A 23,913-nucleotide genomic window follows, 5' to 3' on the forward strand; every position below is an offset into this window, starting at 1 on the left:
TCCGGTTTAGGCGGATTTTTTGCTACGTTTATAGGTTTTCCCTAATGTGGCGCAAGATTAAGCAGTTGGGCCGTAGAAGGCCTATCTTGTGCCCTACTTGCAGCGCAAAGTGCCATATAAGAAATGTTGACTGTGTTGAAGTTATTAAAGCCGGAGGCTTTAAGGTAACAGAACGAAGCAGGAGCTTCGCTCTATTTGATAAAATGGTTTAAATTATCAATATGCTTATGTACTTTTACCGATATTCTTATCTATGCCTCGCATTATAGCCTTTGATTATGGAACCAAACGCCTGGGTATTGCGGTTACAGACCCTTTACAGATCATCGCCACGGCACTTACCACCATACACCCGAAAGACAGCATTGATTTCCTGAAAAAATACCTGCAAACCGAATCCGTAGAATGTTTTGTAGTAGGCATGCCCCGGCAAATGGACGGCACGGAATCGCAGTCGGCGCAACATATACGTGGATTTATGACTATCCTGAAGAAGAACTTCCCGGATATACCGATAGCACAGGTGGATGAACGCTTTACCTCGAAAATGGCCTCGGCAAGCATCGCTCAAAGCGGATTGAAAAAATCTGACCGGCAGAACAAAGCGCTGATTGACCAGGTTTCTGCTACGCTGATCTTACAAACTTACCTCACGATGAGTCAAAAGTGAAAAGTCAAAAGTTGAGTGAAACGAAATCCCCGGGTAATTTGGGGTTCAGGGTCAAAAGCCCGGCAAGCGTTCATTGGCTCCTTAATAAAAAATTAAGAACATATCATGGGGGGCCAGACAACAGGCCAGCTGTATTTTTGAACATAACCGCATTTGTTATAGGCTAAACAGTCAGGTAACTACAACATCTTTTTGGTGTACATATCCCATGCCGTTATGCTCCCATTCCAGTAAAAGTTTCCAGGGGCCTTTTTTAAATTTATCCATGCAAACCTCCAGCAGGTTATCTGTGCCGGTATTGAATGTTTTTACCCGGTTAAGCTTTTTGTTTGAAGGATGCAGGAATTTGATTTTTCCCTGAACCGGATGGCAAAAGTTAAATCGTAATGTTTTCATGATAAACCTCTCCTTCTAAAACATAAAGGTCTGAATATTAACCCGTACAGGTAATGAGTTGCCGCACCGTTTTAGGTGAGCAATATCACTTTTGGGTAGAACCGGCCGATGGCTGATAGTTTTCCGGATTTTTACTACTCAATTCGATAAATAATTCCGCTATAAATAGGGGATTGCTTCATCATACCTCCTCGTCCTGAGGCTTCGGGAAAAGGGAAAGAAGTGTGCGTTGGAATGTCCCAAGGACTCCTGTGGAGAAGCAATCTGTCAATAATCAGCTGAAAAATTACCGATTCCATGGTTTATTGCTAATTTTTCATCCGCTGTAGCCGGACTACATCAAGCAGCTCTATCTGGCTTCCCTGTTTGCTGATAAGGCCTTCTTCCTTAAAATCACTTAATGTACGGCTTACCGTTTCTGTTGCCATACCGGCCATGGCGGCCAGGTCTTCGCGTGAGATCCGTATGGATGAACTGCCGCCTGTTTCACTGCCTTTTTGCCTGGAAAGCCTCAGCAACACTTCGGCCATGCGTTTTCTTACAGAATGATAAGCTAACTGCAGTAACTGTTCCTCCTTTTCACGGAGATTGTTTGATAGTATATTGATGAATTTTTGCCCTATATCAGAGTATGTGTGCAATAATTGCCTTACCACATCTTTGGATAAAAGGCATACCGTGGTATCTTCAATGGCTTCGGTGGTTTCGTTGTATGCTTCGTTCAAGATAAGCGCATGAATGCCGAAATATTCTTCGGGTTCGTATATCCCGGTAACCAGCTCACGTCCATCTTCGCTTAGCTTAAACGCTTTTACACGGCCTGAAATTACCAGGTATATTCCCTGCACCGGGTCGCCTTCGTAATAAATAACCTGCTTTTTGCGAATGTGTCTGACTTTGCGCTCAGAAACCAGCTTTTGCAATTCGGCCAGACCGCCATGCTGCGCCAGCTGCTGCAGATTTTCCAGCGATCTGCTGTAAAAAGCCTGTTGCTGCTTACGCTTTGAAAGCCGGCTCTCAATGGCGTTCATCAGCTCTATTTCATCAAATGGTTTGGTCAGGTAATCATCGGCGCCCATTTCCATACCCTTGCGCATATCTACCCGTTCTGTTTTTGCCGTTAAAAAAATAAAGGGAATGGTTGCCGTTTCCGGATTTTTATTGAGCAGGTATAACACGCCGTAGCCATCCAGCTCGGGCATCATAATATCGCAAAGTATCAGATCGGGCAGGTGAGCCTGCGCCAGCTCAACGCCTTTTTTACCGTTTTCGGCTTTTAATACGGTATAACCTGCCAGCTCGAGAATTTCTGCGGTACTTTCGCGGATATCCTCATTATCTTCAATAATCAGTAGCGTTGTTTGCATTGTTTAATGGAAAAGTTAGCGTAAATATGGTCCCTTTATTAATGTCACTTTCAAATGAAACAGTTCCGTTCATAAGTTGTGCGTAACGTTTCACAATGTGTAAACCCAGGCCTGTTCCGGGAATATTACCGGTATTATGCGCCCTGAAAAATGGCTCGAACAGGTTTTTATGGTCTGTTTGAGGGATGCCTATGCCGTTATCTTTAACCGTTATAATGCATTCGGCCGGAGTGATCTGGGTATTAAATTCTATAAATGTATTTTCGCCCGAATATTTAATGGCATTGGTTATCAGGTTGATAATACAATTTTTTAGTAAGTTCTGGTCAAGCGATACCATGCGGTCAAAACCGGTATGCTGGTAAATAATAGATTGATTGTCACGCGAAATCATTTGCAACTCCTCGGTAATTTCTTCGGCAAATTTTACCAGGTCTATGGGCTTAAATACGGGTTGAATATTACCCGCCTCAAGACGCTCGTGCGAAAGAAAATCGCTGAGGATAGACATCAGGTTGTTCACCGCATTTTTAATTTTAGTAACATGCTTGGTGATATTGGCTTTATCTGATAGCTGCGAGTATTTTTCAATTAACGATGCCGATAGCTGGATAGAGCTTAAGGGCGTACGGAACTCATGCGAAGCCATAGACACAAAGCGGCTTTTCAACTGGTTAAGCTCTTTTTCTTTTTCAAGCGATAAGCTCACTTCCTCCTTGGCGGTTTCAAGCGCCTCAACCATGTTGCGTAACGATGATGTCCGCTCTTCAACCAGTTGTTCCAGCTCTGAGGCATAGTTGCGTATGCGCTCTTCGGCCTCTTTTTCTTTGGTCAGATCATGAATAAAGCCGGTATATATTTTTCTGCCCGAGTATTGTACCTCGCTTACTCCCAAACGGAAAGGAAAAACGCTGCCGTCTTTTTTCAGCCCCTGAACCTCGCGGCCAATGCCAATAATATGTGCTTTCCCGGTGCGCTGGTAACGGGCAATATACTCGTCGTGCTGCTCACTGTAGGGGCTGGGCATTAGCATGGAAATGTTCCGGCCGATAACTTCATCAGGCTGATAACCAAACAGTTTGCAGGCAGAAGGATTGATGGATTCTACCAGGCCCTTGTCATCAATGGTAATAATTCCATCAATGGCATTTTCAATAATGGCTTTAAGTAAGGCTGAATTATCCATTAGCTAAAAATAACGAAATATATTGGCCCAAATAAACGAAATATTCTCCTACTGCGAAGTGAAAAGTTTTACGTTGCAGGCAGGAGGCCGGAGGATTGGAGGTAGCCTATAGCTAATGGTTCATAGTTCATGGCCTGTAGTCCGGAAGTCGGGAAGGTCAGAAAAGACCGGAAGCTTACTCCCTCCCTTGCGCTACCGCTAAAGCTAAGGCGGCACGCGGTTGGTAGTGGGTTTCCAGGTTCCGTGAAATGATTTAAGTCACAAAAGCGGTTGCGGCGTATCATTTTACAGCCAGCAACTGTAGCAGAACTTTGTATTACCAAATAAATGGGTTGTTTTAATAACATGAGAAACTATGTTACCGTCGAAGAGGCAGTCAAAAAAATACAACCGGGCAGCCGGGTTTTTATCCATGGCAGTGCGGCCACACCTGTGCACCTGGTTAAAGCATTACAAAACAGGCATTCAGAGCTAAACAATGTAGAGCTGGTAAGCATAACCACATTAGGTGATGTTAACTTTAACGATCCGGTTTACCGTAAAAGCTTTTTCTTTAATTCTTTATTTGTTTCGGCAGCTACGCGTGCAGTTGCCAACAGCAGTTATGGCGATTATGTACCGGTATTTCTGAGCCAGATACCACAACTTTTCAGGGAGCGGGTGCTTGCCGTAGATGTTGCGCTCATACAGGTTTCGGTGCCCGATGCGCATGGTTACTGCTCGCTGGGTACATCGGTTGATATTGCCCGGGCAGCTATTGATACGGCTGCTTATGTTATAGCGCAGGTAAACCCGGATATGCCGCGTACACATGGCGATGGGTTTATTCATATCAGTAAAATTAATGCTATGGTATGGCACCAGGCCGGTTTGCCCGAGGTTGATTATTCGGCCAAAGTGAATGAAACAACGGCAGCTATTGGCCGCAACGTAGCCTCGCTGGTTGAAGATGGCGCCACCCTGCAACTGGGCATTGGCAGCATACCCGACCAGGTTCTGAAAAACCTGGGCAATCATAAAAACCTGGGCTTGCACACCGAAATGCTTTCAGATGGTGTGATCCCGCTCATTGAGAGTGGCGTGATCAATAACAGCCAGAAAAAGCTAAACCGCGGAAAATCGGTAACCGCTTTTATGGTGGGTACGCGTAAGCTATATGATTTTGTAAACGATAATCCGGCCTTCCGGGTAATGGATATTTCGTATGTGAACGATACCAGTGTGATACGCCAGAACCCGCGGGTTGCTGCCATCAATTCGGCGGTTGAGATTGACCTTACCGGCCAGGTTTGTGCCGATTCTATTGGCACTTACCAATATTCGGGCATTGGCGGACAAATGGACTTTATCCACGGAGCGTCCCTGTCGCCGGGCGGAAAACCTATTATTGCATTATCTTCGGTAACATCATCGGGAGCATCTAAAATAGTGCCTTTTTTACAGGAAGGCGCAGGCGTGGTAACTACCCGCGGCCATGTGCATTGGGTGGTTACCGAGTACGGTATAACCGACCTGTTCGGCAAAAGCCTGAAACAGCGGGCTAAAGCGCTGATAGAGATAGCGCACCCCGATCATCGCGAAAAGTTAGAAGAAGCCTTTTATAACCGGTTTAAACAGTAATTGTAAATTCAATAAACGCTTATGAGCCATACCTTCCATATCCCTGTAATGGGCCTGGGATTTTCTATTGATACCCCCTTGAAAGTAGCCAAATACGGGATATCTTCTGTAATTTCTGTAGTTGATGATATGCTTACCGAGCGCATGCGGGAGTTTTACAGCCGGAGCCGGCAGCAAACATTTATCCCGATAGACAGCCGCGAGGCGGATAGCCGTGCAAGGCGGATAACGGCTTACCTCAACCTGGTGAATGAAATGGTACAGCAGCAATTTGCAGAGCTGAAAACACAACCATTTGAACCCTTGGCCGATATTACCCGGTATTTTCAGCTGCTGCCCGAAACATCGCCCTTGAAGGCAAAATACCATCGGATGCTTAGAGAAACTGATGCCGGGGCAAAGCTGCAATTGCAGCAGGAGCTGAGAGCAGAGATGGTTTGCGGCTCAATTGACGTAAATATCATGGCAAAGGTAGATAAGCTGAACTTTGCTCCGGGACATAAACCGTTGGGCGAAGAGTACAGCGATGCCTTATCGTCCCTGCGGGGATTTGTTAACAGTAACCTGCAATCATCGCTGGTATTATCGGCAGGAATGAATCCCCGGTTATACAGTTACCTGGAACATTTTCCTGATTTTTTCCCCGACAGCAATGGCCGCTTTACGAAAAAGATCATCCTGAAGGTCAGTGATTTTCGTTCTGCTTTGATACAGGCAAAATTCCTGGCAAAAAAGGGTTTGTGGGTATCAGAGTTCAGAATTGAATCGGGACTGAATTGCGGCGGTCACGCCTTTGCCACCGAAGGTTATTTGCTTGGCCCCATACTGGAAGAGTTTAAGCAGAAACGGCAGGAATTGCTTCACGAGCTGTATGAGCTGTATCAGAAAGGCTTACAGGCCAAAGGACTGACCGTGCCGGCCAGGCCTGCGTTGCGCATCAGCGTGCAGGGCGGTATTGGTACTGCCGAAGAGAATAGTTTCCTGCTTAACTATTATGAGATAGACAGCACGGGCTGGGGAAGTCCGTTTTTGCTGGTTCCCGAAGTTACTAATGTAGACAATGAAACCTTACAGCGATTGGTTTCTGCCCAAAAAGAAGATTTTTATATCAGCAATGCATCGCCGCTGGGTGTTCCTTTCAATAATTTCAGGCACAGCTCTATCGAGCTGCAACGCCGTCAGCGTATAGAACGGGGACGGCCGGGAAGCCCCTGTACAAAAAAGTACCTGGTATCTAATACTGAATTTACTGCCGAGCCGATATGTACCGCTTCACGCGAATATCAGCATCTGAAAATAAAAGAATTACAGGCTTCGGGACTTTCGAAAGCCGATTACCAGGAACAATATAACCGCATTACCGAAAAGATCTGTTTATGCGAAGGACTTGTTGCTTCCGTATACCGTAAAAATAACATTCTGAAGCCAAAAGAAAGTTCGGCAGTAGCTATTTGCCCGGGACCAAACCTGGCTTATTTTTCACGTATTTACTCGTTAGACGAGCTGGTGAAACATATTTATGGTAAGCTTAACCTGCTGTATGGCGTAAAGCGTCCGCACATGTTTATTAATGAGCTTACCTTATATATTGATTATCTTAAAAAGGATATCGGTAATCATATCCATGATCTTAACGAGAAAAAATCACGGTATTTTGCAACTTTTAAGAGCCGGTTACAGCAGGGAATTGAGTATTATAAAGAGCTGCTTCTTGAAATTCATAACCAAACGGATGAATATCTTGGCAAAATGTACCAGGAGCTTTGTGATGCAGAGCTGAGGCTGCTGGAAATCAATTTTTCGAAGGCTTAAACGGCATAAAGACCAGTCAATAAATACCTGAATAGTACTGTTTAAAACCGTTAAAACGGTTTGTTTTTGTGGTGATCCTTTAGCCCCGCTATCTAAGCTGTGGGCTAAGGGATTTTTTATAATGGTATCTAACCATCTTTCGGTTATATGCCTTAACCTGGTAGGCGGTACCGGATTACTCCAGATCTGCATGTATCTTATAATCCAACTTACAGCTATAAAGGTATAGTCCACTAAATAAGCGTTGTGTACATGGATGTTAGGGGTAAAAAAACTAATTACATAGTTACTATTTGCTGTAATTCAGATCGAGAGGTATATACTATTCTTCATTATTCTATCGCTTTCATCCGTAAATGAAATTCGATATGCAGACGGTTCTCGGTGCGTATCATTCCGCCCAGCTTTTGCGGAGGGGTGAGGTTAAAATCAGAAAAGTTAATATCGCGTGAGCCGATGAGGTGAATAACGCCATTGCTATCCATAGAGATGCTGTACGGAACATCAAAGCTGCGGGTAACGCCGGCCAGCTCTATGTTTACATTGCCGGTAACTTTGTCCGGTTTTTGCAGCTCAGGGAAACGGCTCAGGCTGATAAATTCGATATTCAGTTTGGGGAATTGTTTTTGTTTCAGCGTTTTCCGAAGATCGCTTGTCATAACCGCATTGTGGCAGTCAAATCGCTCTACATCAAGGCTGATACGGCCTTTTACAGGTACATTGCCTTTATCGTTTTTACGGATCAGTAAGGTATCGGGCTTGCCATAGTTGGCAATTTCGCAATTGAATTTGTTGACATTGGTATTGCCCTCAACACGCAGGGAGCAGCCCTGCATAATTACCCATTTTGCAGTTCCGTAATAATTTTCGGGAACGAATGCTGTTAACAGGATAAACAGCATAGAATATAAGGGAAGGGGCGAGGTGCGCATGATCACTATAGGGATTTAAAAAAGGCCGGGCTTATCATGCTGCCCGGCCCCTGAGTTAACTATTGGCAGTTAGAATCCAACAACGGCCTGGATAACGTAGCCATTAAATTTTCCGCTGTTCCTTTGATCGGTAGCAGGAAAATCTTTGTATTTCTGTACCACATATTCGCCTTTAAGCAGGATATTGCGTGTAATGAACCAGCCTGCAGAAAAGGCAACCCGGTCAATATTAACATCCTCGGTGTACACAATGGCCGGAATAGCGGGGGTAGTGCCGGTTGCCGGAATAGCCGCAACATTGGCTGGTCTGGCACTAACAGCATTATAGCGCAAGCCTACAAACAGGTCTTCGTTCTGGCCAAAGCGGTACACACCGTCAATAGCATACTGATCAGCATCCCGTGCAGCTGTTTCGGATTTGGAGCGGCCTTTGGCTGCTTCGTATGTTCCGAATAATTCCAGTCCGGATACTTTCAGGAACCCGTTCAACTGGTAAGCAGTGATCTTGTAGGTAAAACCGGGATTGAACCGTCCTGAAAAGGCGTTGGTAGCATAGGTTACACCGCTGCCGGCTTTTTCCATTACCATGAAATAATTAGATCCGGTACGGTCGCCTCCGTATAGCGTATTGCTGCCAGAGCTGCCGTTATGATATACTGAGCCGGATACCCGTACCCGTATTTTTTCGACAAGCTGTTTATCATAACCGAGTTTACCATAAACAGAAGGAGATTTGTGTTCTGGTGATACATCTTCAATATTACCTTTGATCATCCCGTTAGAAACACCTAACATACCAAATACACTATTTTTTTGCAGGTAAACTTCGCCGCCAATTTCGGTGGTAAAGGCATCCATGATATAGTTCTCAACAAATGGATTGTAGAGGGTATGGCCTCCGTCAGAACGGCGGAAGTGCGCATCGCCATAGTTTATTTCCATGTGTCCCACTTTAATGGTGGCAATCTCCATCAGGTCTTGCCAGAACTGTCCTTTAAAAGGGAGCTTATCAAACTGGATATACCCGCCTTTAACCCAGGTTTCGTTATGGTGACGTGAAGACAGGTAGCTGGTCACGTTTAACCGGATACCGTCGGCAAGCTGCACATCCATGTATAAATTGGCATTAGCAGTGTTAAAGCCGGGCGATATGGCATACAGCTTATTGGTGGGAACGCTGGCGCCGTTATTTTCATGTTTCAATCCCTGGAATGATTGGGTAAAGCCCGCACCGAAACGAAGCTTTAACCCGTTGAAGGCAGCTGTATCTTTAGGAGTTTCAAAAACATTTATGCCGCTTTGATCATAAGGCCTCAGGTTAGCTATTTTACCGGTTTGCGCTTGTAAGGCAAACGGACTTGTTAAAGCAAGAAGTATTACTAAACTTCTTAAGCTGGTAAAAATCTGTGTTTTCATGTTTATTTTTTAATTAGAGGGTTGTAAATTTTATTTATTAAACTTTAGTGCAAATTCAATGGTAACTTCGTCGCCGGTTTTCAGGGCGCCCATCATAAACGTGGGCGGCTCGATCTTAAAATCGGTCATTTTTATTTTCTTTGACCCGGTGCAGGTAACGCTTCCGTCGGCATTAACCCGTGCGGTGGCGTTCAGGGCAATGTTTTTTGTAACACCGGCAATGGTAAGGTTGCCGGTAGCCTTTATGGTTTGTCCGGAAACATCAGCGGTATTCAGCTTAAAGCTTATTTTGTTAAACTGCTCGGCTTTAAGCGCCTTGTAGGCCCGGCCATCCATACTTGTTTCTTTGCTTTTCAGGTTTTTAACCGGCAGGGTAAAATCAAGCTGGCTGATGTCGCTCAGTTCGCCGGCCTTAAACGTAAACTGGGCATCGCAGGTAAACGTCTGTGCCTTCATATCCCAGTCGTGCAGGTTAGAAGTTCCCAGAACTTTGATCTCGCCGCCTGCTTTATAAGCAACGCCTTGGCCAAAAGTTAACTGTGCTGCAGATAAGATTATCACAAGTAAGGCAAATAGTCTGCGACTTCCTTGCCTGTTGGTTTGATTACTTTTCATTGTTTTGTTGTTTTTTAATTGTCGGTTCAAAACTACTTACGGCAGCCTGGTTGCTACATGATTGCTATCAGGATGTGAAATGATCTTTCTCATTTTCAGTAATGGTGAATTTTAAGTGGAAAGCTGGTGGTTCACAGTCCCGGAAAGTCAGAAAAGGCCGAAAGCAAGTTTTCATAATTGACAGTGGACAATTGACAGTGGACAATTGACAGTGGACAATTGACAGTGGACAATTGACAGTGGACAATTGACAGTGCCTGTATGGTTTGTACCGGGGCAGAAATGTGTTATAAGCTACAAGCTGTGGTTGCGAGGCCCGTAACACGCAACTCATAACAGGCAACAATTAATCAATTAAAGTCTCTCCTCCGGATGAATCCTTCAGGCACGTCTGTACATTCATTATGCACTATCCCATACAGTTTTTTGACTTTTCATTTTGACTTTTACCATAGCATTGATACCTTCGGAACAAGAACAGGAAGAGAATTGGCCAAGACAAAAACAGCATATTTCTGCCAGAGCTGCGGATATGAATCGCCTAAATGGCTGGGTAAATGCCCGGCCTGTCAGCAATGGAATACCTTTGTTGAAGAGCTGCTGGAACAGGATAAAAACAATCATCCCACATGGAAAAGCACAGGCGGAGCCCAGCAATCCAGAATTAGCAAACCGGCCCTGGTACAGGAGATCATTTACAGCGAAGAACAGCGTTTGCTTACGCCCGATAAAGAACTTAACCGGGTGCTGGGTGGCGGCATAGTCAGCGGATCGCTGGTGCTGATCGGCGGTGAGCCCGGTATTGGTAAGTCAACGCTGATGTTACAAATTGCATTAACCCTTCCGCAGCAAAAAGTGCTGTATGTATCGGGCGAAGAAAGCGAGCAGCAGATCAAAATGCGGGCCGAGCGCCTGCTTCCCGGTTTTGCAACCGGTGAGACCTATATCCTTACCGAAACATCCACTCAAAATATTTTCAAGCAAATTGAGCAGCTGGAGCCCAACCTGGTTATTATTGATTCCATACAAACGCTTCATTCGGCACATATCGAATCTTCACCGGGAAGCGTTTCGCAGGTACGCGAATGTACGGCAGAGCTGTTGCGCTTTGCCAAAGAGTCGGGCACTCCGGTTTTTATCATCGGTCACATTACTAAAGATGGTATGATAGCAGGCCCCAAGATTCTGGAGCACATGGTAGATACGGTGCTGCAGTTTGAGGGCGACCGGCATCACGTTTACCGCATATTGCGGGCCGTGAAAAACCGCTTCGGCTCCTCATCAGAGCTGGGTATTTACGAGATGCAGGGAACCGGCTTACGCGAAGTCTCCAATCCATCAGAAATATTGCTGTCGCAACGCGATGAACCGCTGAGCGGCGTAACCATATCGGCCACCATGGAGGGAATGCGCCCCATGCTCATTGAAACGCAGGCGCTGGTAAGCACATCGCCTTATGGTACGCCGCAGCGTTCTTCCACGGGCTTTGATACCAAACGTATGAATATGCTGCTGGCCGTGCTCGAAAAACGGTGCGGGTTCCGCTTAGGCGCAAAAGACGTGTTCCTGAATATTGCCGGCGGCATCCGGGTAGAAGATCCCAGCATTGACCTGGGCCTTGTTGCCGCTATCATTTCCTCACACGAGGATATTCCCATATCCTATAAAACCTGCTTTGCCGCCGAAGTCGGGCTTTCGGGCGAAATACGTGCCGTTACCCGGATAGAGCAACGCATTGCCGAGGCCGAAAAACTGGGCTTTGAACGGATATTTATCTCCAAATACAACATTAAAAACCTGGATACGTCGCGTTACCACATCAAGCTGGAAACCGTTGCCAAAATAGAGGAAGTATTTACGGTTTTGTTTGGGTAGGGGAGAGGTAGAGGAGGTTTAGGGTTGACGGTGTAAGGTTTGGGGTAAGATAGCTCAGCCTGATTTGTACAAGCAGACGTAGCGGCTAATTTTTGGAAAAGCAGGGCTTGCATAACATCGGTTCCTGCGGTCCGGCTTTACGCTTATACGCCTGCAGGCATTCCACACAGGCCGGTATTCGCTACAATCCGGTTTAGCTAACATTTGCCAATGCTGCTATTTATATTGTTATTCCGCTCTGTTCATTGTACCTTCCAGACTTCCCTTTAGATTAGCTTCAACAAGAATTAACGGGTTGTTATTATTGTTGAAGCTTTCTTTTTGCTTCTTTTTCTTTGTTGACAACTCCGATTTTTGTTGAAAAGATTAAACACTGACAGGGGCACATTAAAAGACTTGCCAGGCTCAAGGCCTATACTTCGATTCAATCCCCCTGTCAGTTTGTTTAAACAAGCATCAAATAGAAATTAGAGTTCCAGGCTCATTAGTAAGGTATTGATTGTGTTTAAACAGTTTAATCTCGATTATTAACAATCAAAAAGCAAAGTTATGGAATTCACTTATTTCATCGGCATCGACGTCTCAAAAAACGAACTGGATTTTGCAGTAATGCGTTTAAACACGCTCTTGTTCCACAGGGAGATTGCCAATACGGAGCAGGCCATCGGTATCCTAATCAAAGAGCTGGCCAAACAACCTGGATTCGATTGGCCAAACGCTGTTTTTTGCATGGAGCATACCGGAATCTACAACAATCATCTATTGGCTTTCCTGCATAAAAAGAAAGCGAACATCTGGTTAGAGTCTGCCATCCAGATCAAGCGGTCATCAGGAAAGATAAGGGGCAAGAATGATAAAGTGGATGCGATAAGAATAGCCGACTATGCCTATACCAAAAGGGCTAAGGTACGCTTATGGATACCTAAAAGGGAAGTTGTCCAACAACTGGCCAACCTTACGGTTACCCGTACCCGTTTAATAGAAGCAAAAAAGATGTTAGGGACACCGCTCCAAGAACAAGACAGCTTCACTGGGAAAGGTATCACAAAACAGAGCACGGCGGTTTGCAGCCATACCCTGAAAGCAATAGATGCCGATCTTGAGCGGGCTGATAATGCGATAGATGGACTGATTGATAAAGACCCGGAGTTAAAGCGATTGTTTGGTTTGGTGACATCGGTAACGGGCATTGGTAAGGTAACCGCTACACAGATATTGGTCACCACTAATGAATTCAAGGACATAAGTGCCCCAAAACAATACGCATGTTACGCCGGAGTAGCTCCTTTTGTGGAAGAGTCGGGAATTTTCAAAGGCAGGGGCAGGGTATCACACATGGCAAATAAAAAAGTGAAAACACTCCTGCACATGTCGGCTATGGTCGCCATACAACACAACAGGGATCTTAAACAATATTACCAGCGAAAAGTAAACGAGCAAAAAAAGAATAAAATGAGCGTGATCAACGCAATCAGAAACAAACTCATACTAAGAATATTTGCCTGCGTTAATCACAACTCTCCCTATGAAAATAATTATCAAAAATTTCTTGCTTAAATCATAGAAATCGAAGTTTCTCTGCTGTTTGTAAATCAAACTTCGTAAGTCTATTTTTTGAAGGCTAAGCAGCTCAGATAAGCTTGTCTTACTTTTAGTGATTTTGAAAGGTTCGAACATTCCTGATTGGTAAATCCGGCATCATCTATACTATTACAATAAATCAAAACCAATATCCTTACGGAAGCAGACACGAACTTTGACAACTTTCTAAAATTGTCAAAGTTCGTGTAAGTAAGCTACAATTTTACCAGTTTTGCCTTTACCACACTGTTTCCGTGGCTAAGATACAGCACATATACGCCAGCCGGTGCAGTTGTTGCAATGGAAACATTTGAACTGCCGTAGTTTACACTACCCTGTTGTACAGTTGCTCCGGCCTCGTTCACCAATTTATAACTATAATTTCCAGTAGTGTAACCATTTAACGCCATATTAATTACATTTCCCTTTACCGGGTTTGGATAAATCAGTATGCTCTCTATGGCAAGCGAGGTTACTTTTACCGTTTGTATATCTTTATATCTGGCAGTAGTGCCATCATTATCTACGGTTACCAAACGATAGTAGTTAACACCCAATTGCGGGCTGGCATCTGTTGTGTTGTACGAAGCCGAACCATTGGCACTTACGGTGGCCACGTTTACAAAATCAATGCCGTTTTGCGAACGTTCTATTTCGTAGCGCTTTACATTGTTCTCTGTACCTACGCTCCATTTTAATTGAGTACGGTTGTTAACCAAGCTGGCAGTAAAAGCACTCACGGTAACCGGTAAAACACTCTGATACTCGTAAGCCCCCATATCTACTCTAACACCATTATATATACGTGGGTTTATGCCTGTTATATCGAAATCGTAGCCAGATATAGCACTGTTTAGCCCCTTGTCTATTACACTGCCGCTATTGCTACCTAAAGTATAATCGCCTGTGGTAAAAGGTGCACCGACAAATGCGGGCGAGTTGCTAAACATAGGGTCTGCATTGATGTTGCCTGTACCGCTGCTATAATTTGTTTCATTGGCTACTCCGGCGTATTGCACATCGCTATAGGTAACGGTGGCAGTAGCCCCGTTGGTAGCATTGTTCCATATACCGTGGTTATTACCGTAAATTATACAATTGATAATTACGGGATTAGTACCAGAGCCAGCCGCACCTGTGTTACACATTGCACCACCAATACTGGCGGCATTATTGCCGGCAATGGTACAGTTGATAAAAGCTGGTGTACAGGTTTTACCGGCGGCACTAAAATTATACACCCCACCACCGGCATTGGCGCCCTTATTGCCCGAAAAAAGGCAGTTGATAAACTTGGCGGTAGTAGTGTTTAAGTTTAACACCCCTCCACCGCTAGCACCAGAACCAACACTTGCCTCATTACCTCTAAAAGTACAATTAGTAACAATAGGGTTAGTGTTCTCATTGGTCAAGCCACCACCGCTATAAGTAGCCCTTGTTGATTTATTACGGATAAACGTACAATTGGTAATGGTAATGGTAGTTGGGTTGGCAACATCCATATAGGTGTACAAACCGCCGCCATAACCCGGTGCAGTATTGCTATCAAATGTGCAGCTGGTAATGTCGGCATTAGACGCCGAAGAGATAATTACCGCTCCGCCACTGCCTGCCGATGTATTGCCATAAAACATACAGTTTGTTATGGTAATGGGACCGCCAGCACTATATAACGCACCACCGTTGCCGCTGGTTGTTGTTTTGTTGCCTTTAAAAATACAATTGGTAACAATAGCATTGGCATTGAAGTTATTCATGCCGCCACCACCACTAGCGTCCACACTACCATCCTTAATGGTAAAACCATCATACGTTATGGGTTTGGTAAAAGGTGTTACGGTACCAGCATTTGCAATCACCCTACTGCCATTGCCTACAAAATTGGTGCTGTCGGCTGCGGTAGTGCCAAATACCCTGTCACCCAACGAGGTTTCTGTCCCGGCAAAGCCGCCATATAGTTTTACGCCGCTTTTGGTTCCGGTCAGGTCAATAAGAGGTAGGCCACTTGCGGCAGTGTAAGTACCTTTCTTTACAAAAATCATGTCGCCATCAGTTGCAGCACTAATGGCGGCCGCAAGGGTTTTGGCATTATCCCAGTCTGCACCGCTGTTACCGGCAACCCCGTCTGTTGTTACAAAGTAGATGGTGGTCTGTGCTTTTAGCATGCTTATTGCTAAACATAGCAACAAGGTAAAATAATACTTTTTCATAATTGAAATTAATTTTAGATTAACTATTTTGTTATTTAATTGATTGTTTTTTATCTTTCTTTCAAAACCTGAATATTATCCAATAAAAACACCGGATTAACTACATTATTTTTTGCGCTGAATCTAATAGATGTAGCAGACGTTGCCCCCTCTACAACCAGTTCTCTATTATCCCATTGCAGGTATAGAGGATTAAGTTCTTTGCTGGTACTGCCATCATCAAAAGTGCCGGCACCCAAAACATCCACAATTACGTACGTATCATTATTGTTCGCTTTTGCCATCGAAAACGTTACCTTAACCGCTACCTTACCCTGAATTTGGGACAACGCAGGTGTAGTAATATATCCTCCGTTTCTTGCACTGGTATTTAACTTGATATGACCGGGGCGTTCGTACACATCCAAACCCGTCCACCCTGTCAAGCCTCTTAATGCCAGATAGGCAGGATGAACAAACCTGAAATAATCCTGGCTTCCATCGGCATAAGAAACTACGGTTTTATATTGGGGATTTGCCGGAAGCATATCTTTCAACACGCCGTTATCATCCAATTTATCCCAAGCCACCAATGCTATACCTGGTGTATTGGCAATCTGATCTCCCCCAAACTCCAGCAAATTAAAATCCTGCGACAGATAAACCATTCCTACCGGATCATCGTTCCCTTCTACGACAGCGTTCACCACTACCTCTTCTCCCAACAAGCTCAAGGTAAATTGTATTTCTCCCTTTTTGGCCGGTACCCCGCTCAATGGGATACGGATTGTACCGGTCTCTTCGGTAAGATCTGCTTGAACATCCGCAACAACCACTCCCTCACTGCCTGTGCCACTAACCCGGGTAGTTACCAATACAGGATCTGGAACACCGCCTCTGGAATAAGGCAATACAAGGTAAATCCCGTCCAGGCTGTACGTAGGCATGAGGGGTTCTGTGAAAGATGGCGTACCGAAGGTGATCTTACCTCTTTCCTGTTCGACCATCATCACGCTTTGTTGCGTAGCCGTAATTATTTTGAGCGCTGCTTCCCGCTCATCTCCCGTGTTTCGCTCCACTGTAATGGTAATCACCTGAGACTGGTCTTTATCCCCCTGTCCGTTCATTTTATCCACAGTAATCCAATCCGCCCCGCCAAGATCAACAGACCATGCCTCGTTCGTCTTTAACGTAAACATTCTCTTTGCCCCTTTATAATCAAACATCAGCTTCTCCGGATCTTGCTTTAAAAATGGTTCCAAATGCTCTTTTGAGCATGAGAAAAAAGTTAGCAACAACGATGCTATACTTAAGTTGATAATTTTTTTCATGGTTTTATAATTTATAGTTAAAAATCCTAACTCAAAAAATCGACAACGTTTTCCGGCTTCGCCTTTTTATGAACGATATCCATCAGTGCCCTGGTTATGCCCCGGGGATTACGATGCTGGATCACATTTCGTCCATATACGATTCCCCTCACGCCTTGCTGCATTAGATTATACGTCCTTTCAAGGATATCCTGATCACTTGTTTTCCCTCCGCCTCTGACAAGAACAGGGATTTCACCTGCTATTTCCACTACTTTGTAATAGTCTTCAATCTGATCTGTTGGATCGGCTTTAATGATATCAGCACCCAATTCTACACCTTGCCTTACCAGGGGAAGTATCTTCGACAAGTCTCCATCTACCATGTATCCCCCTGCCTCGCTATTGGGCCTAAACACCAAAGGCTCTATCATCAGGGGCATACCATATCGCTCTGCTTCGGGTTTTATACGCAATATATTTTTGATGCAGTCCTCCATCACCTCAGGCTCATCGGGAATACTGAATAAATTTACCACCACACAGGCCGCATCCAATTTAAGCGCTTGCTCTACGGGGTTGTCTATCATCAAACTGAAAAGCTTTCTGGGCAGTTTTTTTCCATATACATTCGCCACATCAGTCCTTAAAACCAAAGACGGCTTTTCCCTCCCTGGAATACGCTGTAAATAATGGGCTTGCCCTACGGTCAGCTGAATGGCATCCGGCCGTGCCGATATCAAGGTATCTACTACCTTATTGATGTTTTCGATACTTTCCAGAAAAGGGTACTCATTGAAAAACCCATGGTCAATGGCCACATCAAAACAATTTCCAGACTGACTATTAAATAGCCTTTTTAACCTAAATTCTCTCATGGCTAATCTATTTTTTTATATAATCAATAGCTTCCCCTGCATACCCCAGATTATCGTTTCCCGAGTCTTTTCCAATCAGAAGCTCGCTGTCGGATATGCTGGCTATTCCAATAGAGGCATCAAAAGGCCCCCAACCCGCGATTTTAAAATCATTGGTCAGCCGTATAAGTCCGATATTGCCATAACAACCTACCCAAAACTCACCCCCATGATAATCTATGGTCTGTATACCGAGCGATGTATACCCGCTTTCAACGATATATCTCTTTTTGAAGTTGAAATCACTATCGTACTCATACACATAATTTTCAAAAATCTCTTCGGGCAATCCGCCTACTACATAGAAACTATCTCCTCGTTTCACTATTCCACCCGCTCCGTAAATCACCTCGGGAATATGATAGGTAGACAGACGCTCCAAGGTACCGGCATCATACACATACACCCAGGAATCTGCTAAGCCATTGATATTATTCCACGTTCCAAATCCAACGGCTACATATACTTTGCCCGAGACAACAGTCAAGTCTCCGTGATGGTATGGGACATCGATCTTCTTCAAAACTTTCCCGTGCATATCTGTCTTGACCAACTGATTGGTATAACACCAAAACATATTGTTCTCGTCACGGGCAATACCTTGCAGGTGCATAGGGTAAGTACCTTCGCAGGTTATGATCTCACGGGCTTCGTACCCTTCTAAAACCGGAGCATCCAGTTCCGCTTTTGTGGTATCTGTATCCTTTTTACAAGCTAATACGAAGCATAACCAAAAAAAAGATATGATCAACAATTTAATTTTCATCTTTTTATTTTTTAGTAAAACATTTATAGACTTTTACCATCCCTGGGTCTGTGTCAGATTTGTATTTAACTGTAGCTCTACAGTCGGAACAGGGTACAGATAGTCCCTGGTCTCGTTAAAACTCCTGTTGTTGAAAGTGGGATGCGGATCTTTAAGACCATTATTATCCAACACAAATTCACTGCTCAGATTGTAATACTGTACACCTGGCACCTGTGCCGGAGCACTGCCCGAATACAACACTACATCGGTTGTACCGTTGCCATCCATATCGTATGAACCTGCCCCCGGGAAATATATTCCACGAATAGGCTGTGTCAGTGTCTGACCCGACTTCCACCGCACAATATCATCCCAACGGAAATTCTCCATATAAAGCTCTATTCTTCTCTCCCGTCTTATCTCTAAAATGACCCCCTTATATGCTCCCTTTACATTGGGGTATTGAGCACCTATATACGGGCAGGGCGTAGCATTGGATAAGGCCAGGTTAAGATTGGGCATATTAACCCGATCACGTAACCGTTTTATCGACCGATCTATATCACCCTGCGTAATGGTTCCCAGCTCTGCCTTTGCTTCGGCATAGTTCAACAATACTTCGGCGTACCTAAAAAGCGGCAAATCATTAACCGATCGGTTATCTCCATCATATATAGGCTCTGTTACATACTTGGTTACCTGATAGCCTGTAACGGTTGCGCCCAGATTGGGTACTAACGCCTGCGTAGATCCCTTTCGGGTATAGCCAGGTGTACGTATGGTCTGGGACAGACGCAGATCTCTATTGGCCACCTCTTGCGTAAAGAAAATCCGGTTAAAATTCGGCTGATCTGTAAAACGGCTCCCATCACTTTTCAGGTAACTATTTACCATATCTTTAGGCATACCAGGCCTTACATTGGAAGTCGTCAGCGAATAATAGTTAGCGGCATGCCTAACAGCCAGGGCCTCATCGTATTGCCTGCTCAAAATAACCTCCTCCGTCTTTGCATCCAATGAATTGAAGAGCGTTGCATAATCCTCGTCGGGATGGCCCGTGGTATATATCCCATAGGGCGAATTGAGCATTAACTCGAGGGATGCTTCCGCACACTTCTCTAGATAAGGCTCATATCCCGAAATATTTCTATACTTCATGTAGGTACCCTCGTATAATGCTACGCGAGACTCCAGGGCCAATGCCGTATATTTGGTAATCGTATAGGGTTTTACCTCCTCGTTCAAATTCTGGATGGCCCAATCCAGGTCTTCCAGTATCTTGTCTACGATATACCGCCTCGGACTTCTCGATTTCCTTAAGCTTTGGACATCCGAAGGGTCAATAACATAATCGTACCATGGGACATCTCCAAAGCGTTTTAGCTTATCAAAATAGAAATAAGCCCTAAAAAACCGTGCAACCCCGCCATAGTGGCGTTTAGCGGCTTCATCGGGAACTTTTTCATAGTTTGCCAAAAAATAATTGATATCCCGCAAATATCCCCAGGTCCATCCTCCTCCCGATGTAGGTACGGTTCGCGTTCCCAACACTTCCTGTGAAAGCGTAAAGTGAACAACATTTGCCGCCCGGGCATCGCCGGAATATATGGTCACTCCATCCGGCAGCATCTGATAGAAACCGTTCGTAAACAATTCCAGATCTCGGGCTTTGTTAAAAAAGGTTTCTCCAGAAACTGACGCTACCGGAATCTTATCCAGATAACTATCCTTACATCCCATCAGTAAGACACATGACAGGATCGATATAATTTCCTTTTTACCTAACATAATCAATTCAATTAAAACTGTAATGAAATACCAAAAGAGTAACTTGCCATAAAAGGTGTAACCAGTGCGGCGCTTCGATAAGCTGATGCACTCACCTGATTAAAATTCACCGTACTACCCGCAGCTTCCGGATCAACGTACTTGGTAAGCTTTGTAAGTGTCAGCAAGTTCTCTCCACTAAAAAATAATCTTGCACGCTTCAACCCTCCCTTGATAATCCATTTTGAGGGCAAGGTGTATCCTATGGTAAGGTTCTTCAGCCTCAGATAAGAAATATCCTGCAAATATCTGTCGTTGACGGTAGAAAGTGTAGCGTTATCATTGAATGCGATGAAGCCCCAAAGACGGGGGAAATAAGCATTTGGATTTTCGGGAGACCACATATCATTAAGCATATCCTTGCGTATAAATGAAGAATACGATTGTGAATACACATTCCAGAAAATGCGGGCATTGGTATGCGGATACCAATCTTGCTTGCCTACTCCATTGAAAAAAGCCGATACATCTATACCGTTCCATGAAGCCTCCAGACGGAGTCCATACAGATATTGTGGAACACTATTACCTATAATCCTGCGGTCGCCCGGATTATCTACCGTATTAGCTCCCGGGCTGATCCGCATATCACCGTCCAGGTCGGCATATTTTACATCTCCCGGCTGTAGCCCTCCGGTATTAATCTGTCTTGCTGCCACCAATTGTTGATTGGCATGATTCGCTATATCTTCCGGCGATTGGAACAAACCTTCTATATGATAGCCCCATATTTCGCCGATAGTCATACCTGTGTAGTAGTCCAACAGGCTTTTTGCAGGGTTATCAAAATGGGTAATCTTAGTCTTTGTATTGGACAGATTAGCGGATAAGCCAAAGTGAAACGGTTTTCCGCCCAGATTAAATTGATCCTTATAGCCCAAAGAAATTTCAAAGCCATTCGTACGCAGATCGGCAGCATTGGCCAGAGGTGAGCTTGTCCCTAACACACTTGGCAGCATGGCACTCTGTGTCAGCATACCTTTGGTGTCTCTCCTGAACAGATCGCCATTGATACTGAGCCTGTCCTTGAAAAACGACAAATCCAGGCCTACATTGGAAGTGGTCACTTTCTCCCACGTGATATCCAGAGGCGTAAGTGCCGGCGATCCTACGTAATCCAGGTGTTGCCCGTCAAGTGCGTACCCCGTATTGACGCCTTTGGCAAGCAAGGAGTAATACACATAATTGCCAATATTCTGATTGCCCAACGATCCATAGGATCCTCTGATCTTGAACAGGCTGAGCCAATCTGATGCTCCTTCCATAAAATGTTCTTTGCTTACAACCCATCCCGCAGAGGTTGACGGGAAAAACCCCCACCTTGAATTTTTGGGAAACCTGGACGTACCATCATACCTCCCGTTCAGTTCGAGAAGATACTTGCCCATATAGTCATAAGACAAGCGATAGAAAATTCCCCGCAAAGCCCACTCTCCTCCATCTCCCGAATTCTCAGGCACGCCACTGGCCAGATTCAGTGAATTCAGATCATCAGAAATGTTGTCCTGCTTGCTCGCACTGATATTTTTCGTGGAAAATTGCTCCTGATTGAATCCCAAAAGCCCTTTTAAATTGTGCTTGTGCAGAGTGACCGTATAATCTGCATATAGGTTGACCGCATTATAATTGCTCGTTGTACGATACTCGGAAAGTTCATCTACACCCACATAGTCAATCTCTCCCGGATACAGTGAGTACGGGATTTTCGTTGATCTCTGAAAAGATTCATTATGATTTTGGCGAAATGAATAACTCCCTGTCACCTTAAAACCTTTGAATGGCGACACATCTGCCGTCAGGAAATTCGAATATTCAGACTCATCCGTCTGGCCAATGGCTTTGCCATATAATGCCGATGCGTATCTTCCGCCTGAAATGGTATATTGATTTAAGCCTGTCTTATAGAAAGCTGTGCCATCAGGATTGACAGGCATATAAAACGGCGGGGCCATGGTCGATCCCCAGCCGATGATATCGTTGTCGCCACCCCACGTTCCATCATCCGCTCCTCTATGGATCAAATCCTTTGAAGAGAAATATTGGGAATTGTTTGTAAATTTTAACCAGTTATTGACCTTAATTTCGAACTTCCCTCTTAAATTATCCCGCTGATAGGTATCATCCTGTACCTTAAGGATACCCAGTGAATTGAAGTGCTGAAAAGAAAAAAAACTTTTAAGCTGTTCGTTTCCACCTGAAACAGAACCACTGTATTGTTGAGAAGGAGACCATTTACGGTTAAAATAGTCCCACCAATCGGTATGTCCATAATGAACCCATTGATCCCTGCCATTACGATTAGCTATGATAACCCTGGCCAAATAAGGTTTTTCAGAAACCTCTTTCAAAGCCTCATAGTCAGCATCTGTGTATTGGCTAAATGTAGCTCCAGTGGCTGTTTTATGGGCTTCGTCAATCAACTGAATCGCCTGGTAAGGATCCGTAAGAAAATCCGTATTAACCGTAGGCGTATTCAAGGAGCTTGAAATATTAACATCTATGGCCATCTTGCCTTGTTGTGCATTTTTCGTAGTAATCAAAATAACCCCATAGGCTCCTCTTGCTCCATATATAGCGGATGCACCTGCATCTTTCAACACACTAATTGTAGCAATATCATTGACATTCAGATTATTGATATCCCCCTCAAATCCATCTATGATGACCAGAGGAGAACCACCGTTAATGGAGGTAAATCCCCGGATATTGATCCGTGCATCTGCACCGATTTTACCTGTAGAACGTACAATATTCAAACCAGGACTTACTCCCTGCAACAGGGATCCCGCATCAACCAGCGGACGTTCTTGCAGAGAAGAAACATCTATGCTTGCGATAGCACCTACCAGGCTTTCCTTTTTCGCCCGTCCAAACCCTACTACCACAACCTCTTTTAATCCTGTAGCCTCATCTTCTTCCAATACAAAATTTAATTGTACCGCCTTATCTCCTACTACTATATTTGACTTCAAGGCTTTTTGATAGGACACATAACTTACCTCGACCGAATAAGTCCCATGGGGAACTTTTATTTCAAAATAACCATTTATATTCGAGCTCGTGGATAGGTTCAATTCCTTTATGCGGATACTGGCGCCCACCAGTTTTTCATTTTTGACATCAGTAATATATCCCATTATTTTCCCATCCCGCTGAAAAAACAAAGTATTACGGTTAGAAATATTATCTTTGCTATATAAAGTAGTCGTACAGAATTGAAACACAAGTAATGTCAAGCCGATGACATTGTGTTTTGATTGAATACACTTTATTACTTTATCTAAGATTTTCATTATTTAAGTTTTTGATTTACAATTCACTTAAGTTTTTGATTTACAATTCACTGCCTTAGTTTTTGTACAGAATTTCGGGCAGTATTTTTATCGACCTTATCATCCTGGATGATAGGGTTTATTTTTTCCTATACTGTCATTTTTTATTAGAACACACTC

The 23,913-nt window shown here is 44.2% G+C and carries 17 protein-coding genes; 5 read left to right on the top strand and 12 right to left on the bottom strand.

Features of this window, described 5'->3' with window-relative positions; all coding sequences use genetic code 11:
• Positions 1–253: 253 nt before the first annotated feature.
• A complete protein-coding gene (gene ruvX / locus FW774_RS04100; RefSeq protein ID WP_149346852.1) occupies positions 254–670 on the top strand; it encodes a Holliday junction resolvase RuvX in 417 nt (138 codons plus the stop codon).
• Between the two features lie 171 nt (positions 671–841).
• Here the strand turns inward: ruvX and FW774_RS04105 are convergent, their stop codons facing one another.
• The 3 genes from FW774_RS04105 to FW774_RS04115 form a co-directional block, all read right to left on the bottom strand.
• Entirely contained in the window at positions 842–1,066 is a 225-nt protein-coding gene (locus FW774_RS04105) for a hypothetical protein (RefSeq protein WP_149346853.1), read from the bottom strand.
• Between the two features lie 308 nt (positions 1,067–1,374).
• The gene (locus tag FW774_RS04110) at positions 1,375–2,433 is read right to left on the bottom strand and encodes a response regulator (RefSeq protein WP_149346854.1); all 1,059 of its coding nucleotides are present in this window, start codon (positions 2,431–2,433) and stop codon (positions 1,375–1,377) included.
• Positions 2,408–3,619, bottom strand: coding sequence for a PAS domain-containing sensor histidine kinase (locus FW774_RS04115; protein WP_149346855.1), 1,212 nt, complete (start codon positions 3,617–3,619; stop codon positions 2,408–2,410). The genes FW774_RS04110 and FW774_RS04115 overlap by 26 nt, the downstream gene beginning before the upstream one ends.
• A gap of 345 nt (positions 3,620–3,964) precedes the next feature.
• Between FW774_RS04115 and FW774_RS04120 the strand changes: the two genes are divergently transcribed.
• Positions 3,965–5,239, top strand: a complete 1,275-nt coding sequence (locus tag FW774_RS04120; protein ID WP_149346856.1) for an acetyl-CoA hydrolase/transferase family protein — start codon at positions 3,965–3,967, stop codon at positions 5,237–5,239.
• Positions 5,240–5,260: 21 nt separating this feature from the next.
• Positions 5,261–7,051: a hypothetical protein gene (locus FW774_RS04125; protein ID WP_149346857.1), complete on the top strand. Its 1,791-nt coding sequence runs from the start codon at positions 5,261–5,263 to the stop codon at positions 7,049–7,051.
• A gap of 332 nt (positions 7,052–7,383) precedes the next feature.
• On the opposite strand, the gene FW774_RS04130 is transcribed toward FW774_RS04125, so the two are convergent.
• The 3 genes from FW774_RS04130 to FW774_RS04140 all read right to left on the bottom strand — a co-directional run bounded on the left by FW774_RS04130 (position 7,384) and on the right by FW774_RS04140 (position 10,014).
• Positions 7,384–7,983: a YceI family protein gene (locus FW774_RS04130; protein WP_149346858.1), complete on the bottom strand. Its 600-nt coding sequence runs from the start codon at positions 7,981–7,983 to the stop codon at positions 7,384–7,386.
• Between the two features lie 69 nt (positions 7,984–8,052).
• Entirely contained in the window at positions 8,053–9,399 is a 1,347-nt protein-coding gene (locus FW774_RS04135; protein WP_149346859.1) for a hypothetical protein, read from the bottom strand.
• Between the two features lie 30 nt (positions 9,400–9,429).
• Positions 9,430–10,014, bottom strand: coding sequence for a YceI family protein (locus tag FW774_RS04140; protein ID WP_149346860.1), 585 nt, complete (start codon positions 10,012–10,014; stop codon positions 9,430–9,432).
• Positions 10,015–10,503: 489 nt separating this feature from the next.
• Between FW774_RS04140 and radA the strand changes: the two genes are divergently transcribed.
• Entirely contained in the window at positions 10,504–11,889 is a 1,386-nt protein-coding gene (gene radA / locus FW774_RS04145; protein ID WP_149346861.1) for a DNA repair protein RadA, read from the top strand.
• A 549-nt stretch (positions 11,890–12,438) separates the two neighbouring features.
• A complete protein-coding gene (locus tag FW774_RS04150) occupies positions 12,439–13,446 on the top strand; it encodes an IS110 family transposase (RefSeq protein ID WP_149346862.1) in 1,008 nt (335 codons plus the stop codon).
• A gap of 239 nt (positions 13,447–13,685) precedes the next feature.
• Here FW774_RS04150 and FW774_RS04155 read toward each other — a convergent pair whose 3' ends face one another.
• Genes FW774_RS04155 through FW774_RS04180 form a run of 6 tightly spaced genes read right to left on the bottom strand, consistent with a single transcriptional unit; the run spans position 13,686 to position 23,754 of the window.
• Positions 13,686–15,680 (bottom strand): right-handed parallel beta-helix repeat-containing protein, encoded by a 1,995-nt coding sequence (locus tag FW774_RS04155; RefSeq protein WP_149346863.1) that lies wholly within the window; start codon positions 15,678–15,680, stop codon positions 13,686–13,688.
• Between the two features lie 50 nt (positions 15,681–15,730).
• Positions 15,731–16,990: a BACON domain-containing protein gene (locus FW774_RS04160; protein WP_149346864.1), complete on the bottom strand. Its 1,260-nt coding sequence runs from the start codon at positions 16,988–16,990 to the stop codon at positions 15,731–15,733.
• A 26-nt stretch (positions 16,991–17,016) separates the two neighbouring features.
• Positions 17,017–17,847 (bottom strand): class I fructose-bisphosphate aldolase, encoded by an 831-nt coding sequence (locus tag FW774_RS04165; RefSeq protein WP_149346865.1) that lies wholly within the window; start codon positions 17,845–17,847, stop codon positions 17,017–17,019.
• Between the two features lie 7 nt (positions 17,848–17,854).
• Complete coding sequence (locus FW774_RS04170) at positions 17,855–18,652, bottom strand: hypothetical protein (RefSeq protein WP_149346866.1); 798 nt, start codon at positions 18,650–18,652, stop codon at positions 17,855–17,857.
• A 33-nt stretch (positions 18,653–18,685) separates the two neighbouring features.
• On the bottom strand, positions 18,686–20,422 hold the full coding sequence (locus tag FW774_RS04175) for a RagB/SusD family nutrient uptake outer membrane protein (protein WP_149346867.1): 1,737 nt from the start codon (positions 20,420–20,422) through the stop codon (positions 18,686–18,688).
• Between the two features lie 11 nt (positions 20,423–20,433).
• Positions 20,434–23,754: a SusC/RagA family TonB-linked outer membrane protein gene (locus FW774_RS04180; RefSeq protein ID WP_149346868.1), complete on the bottom strand. Its 3,321-nt coding sequence runs from the start codon at positions 23,752–23,754 to the stop codon at positions 20,434–20,436.
• Positions 23,755–23,913: the final 159 nt, after the last annotated feature.

It is taken from the genome of Pedobacter sp. BS3, from assembly GCF_008274585.1.
Classification (GTDB): domain Bacteria; phylum Bacteroidota; class Bacteroidia; order Sphingobacteriales; family Sphingobacteriaceae; genus Hufsiella_A.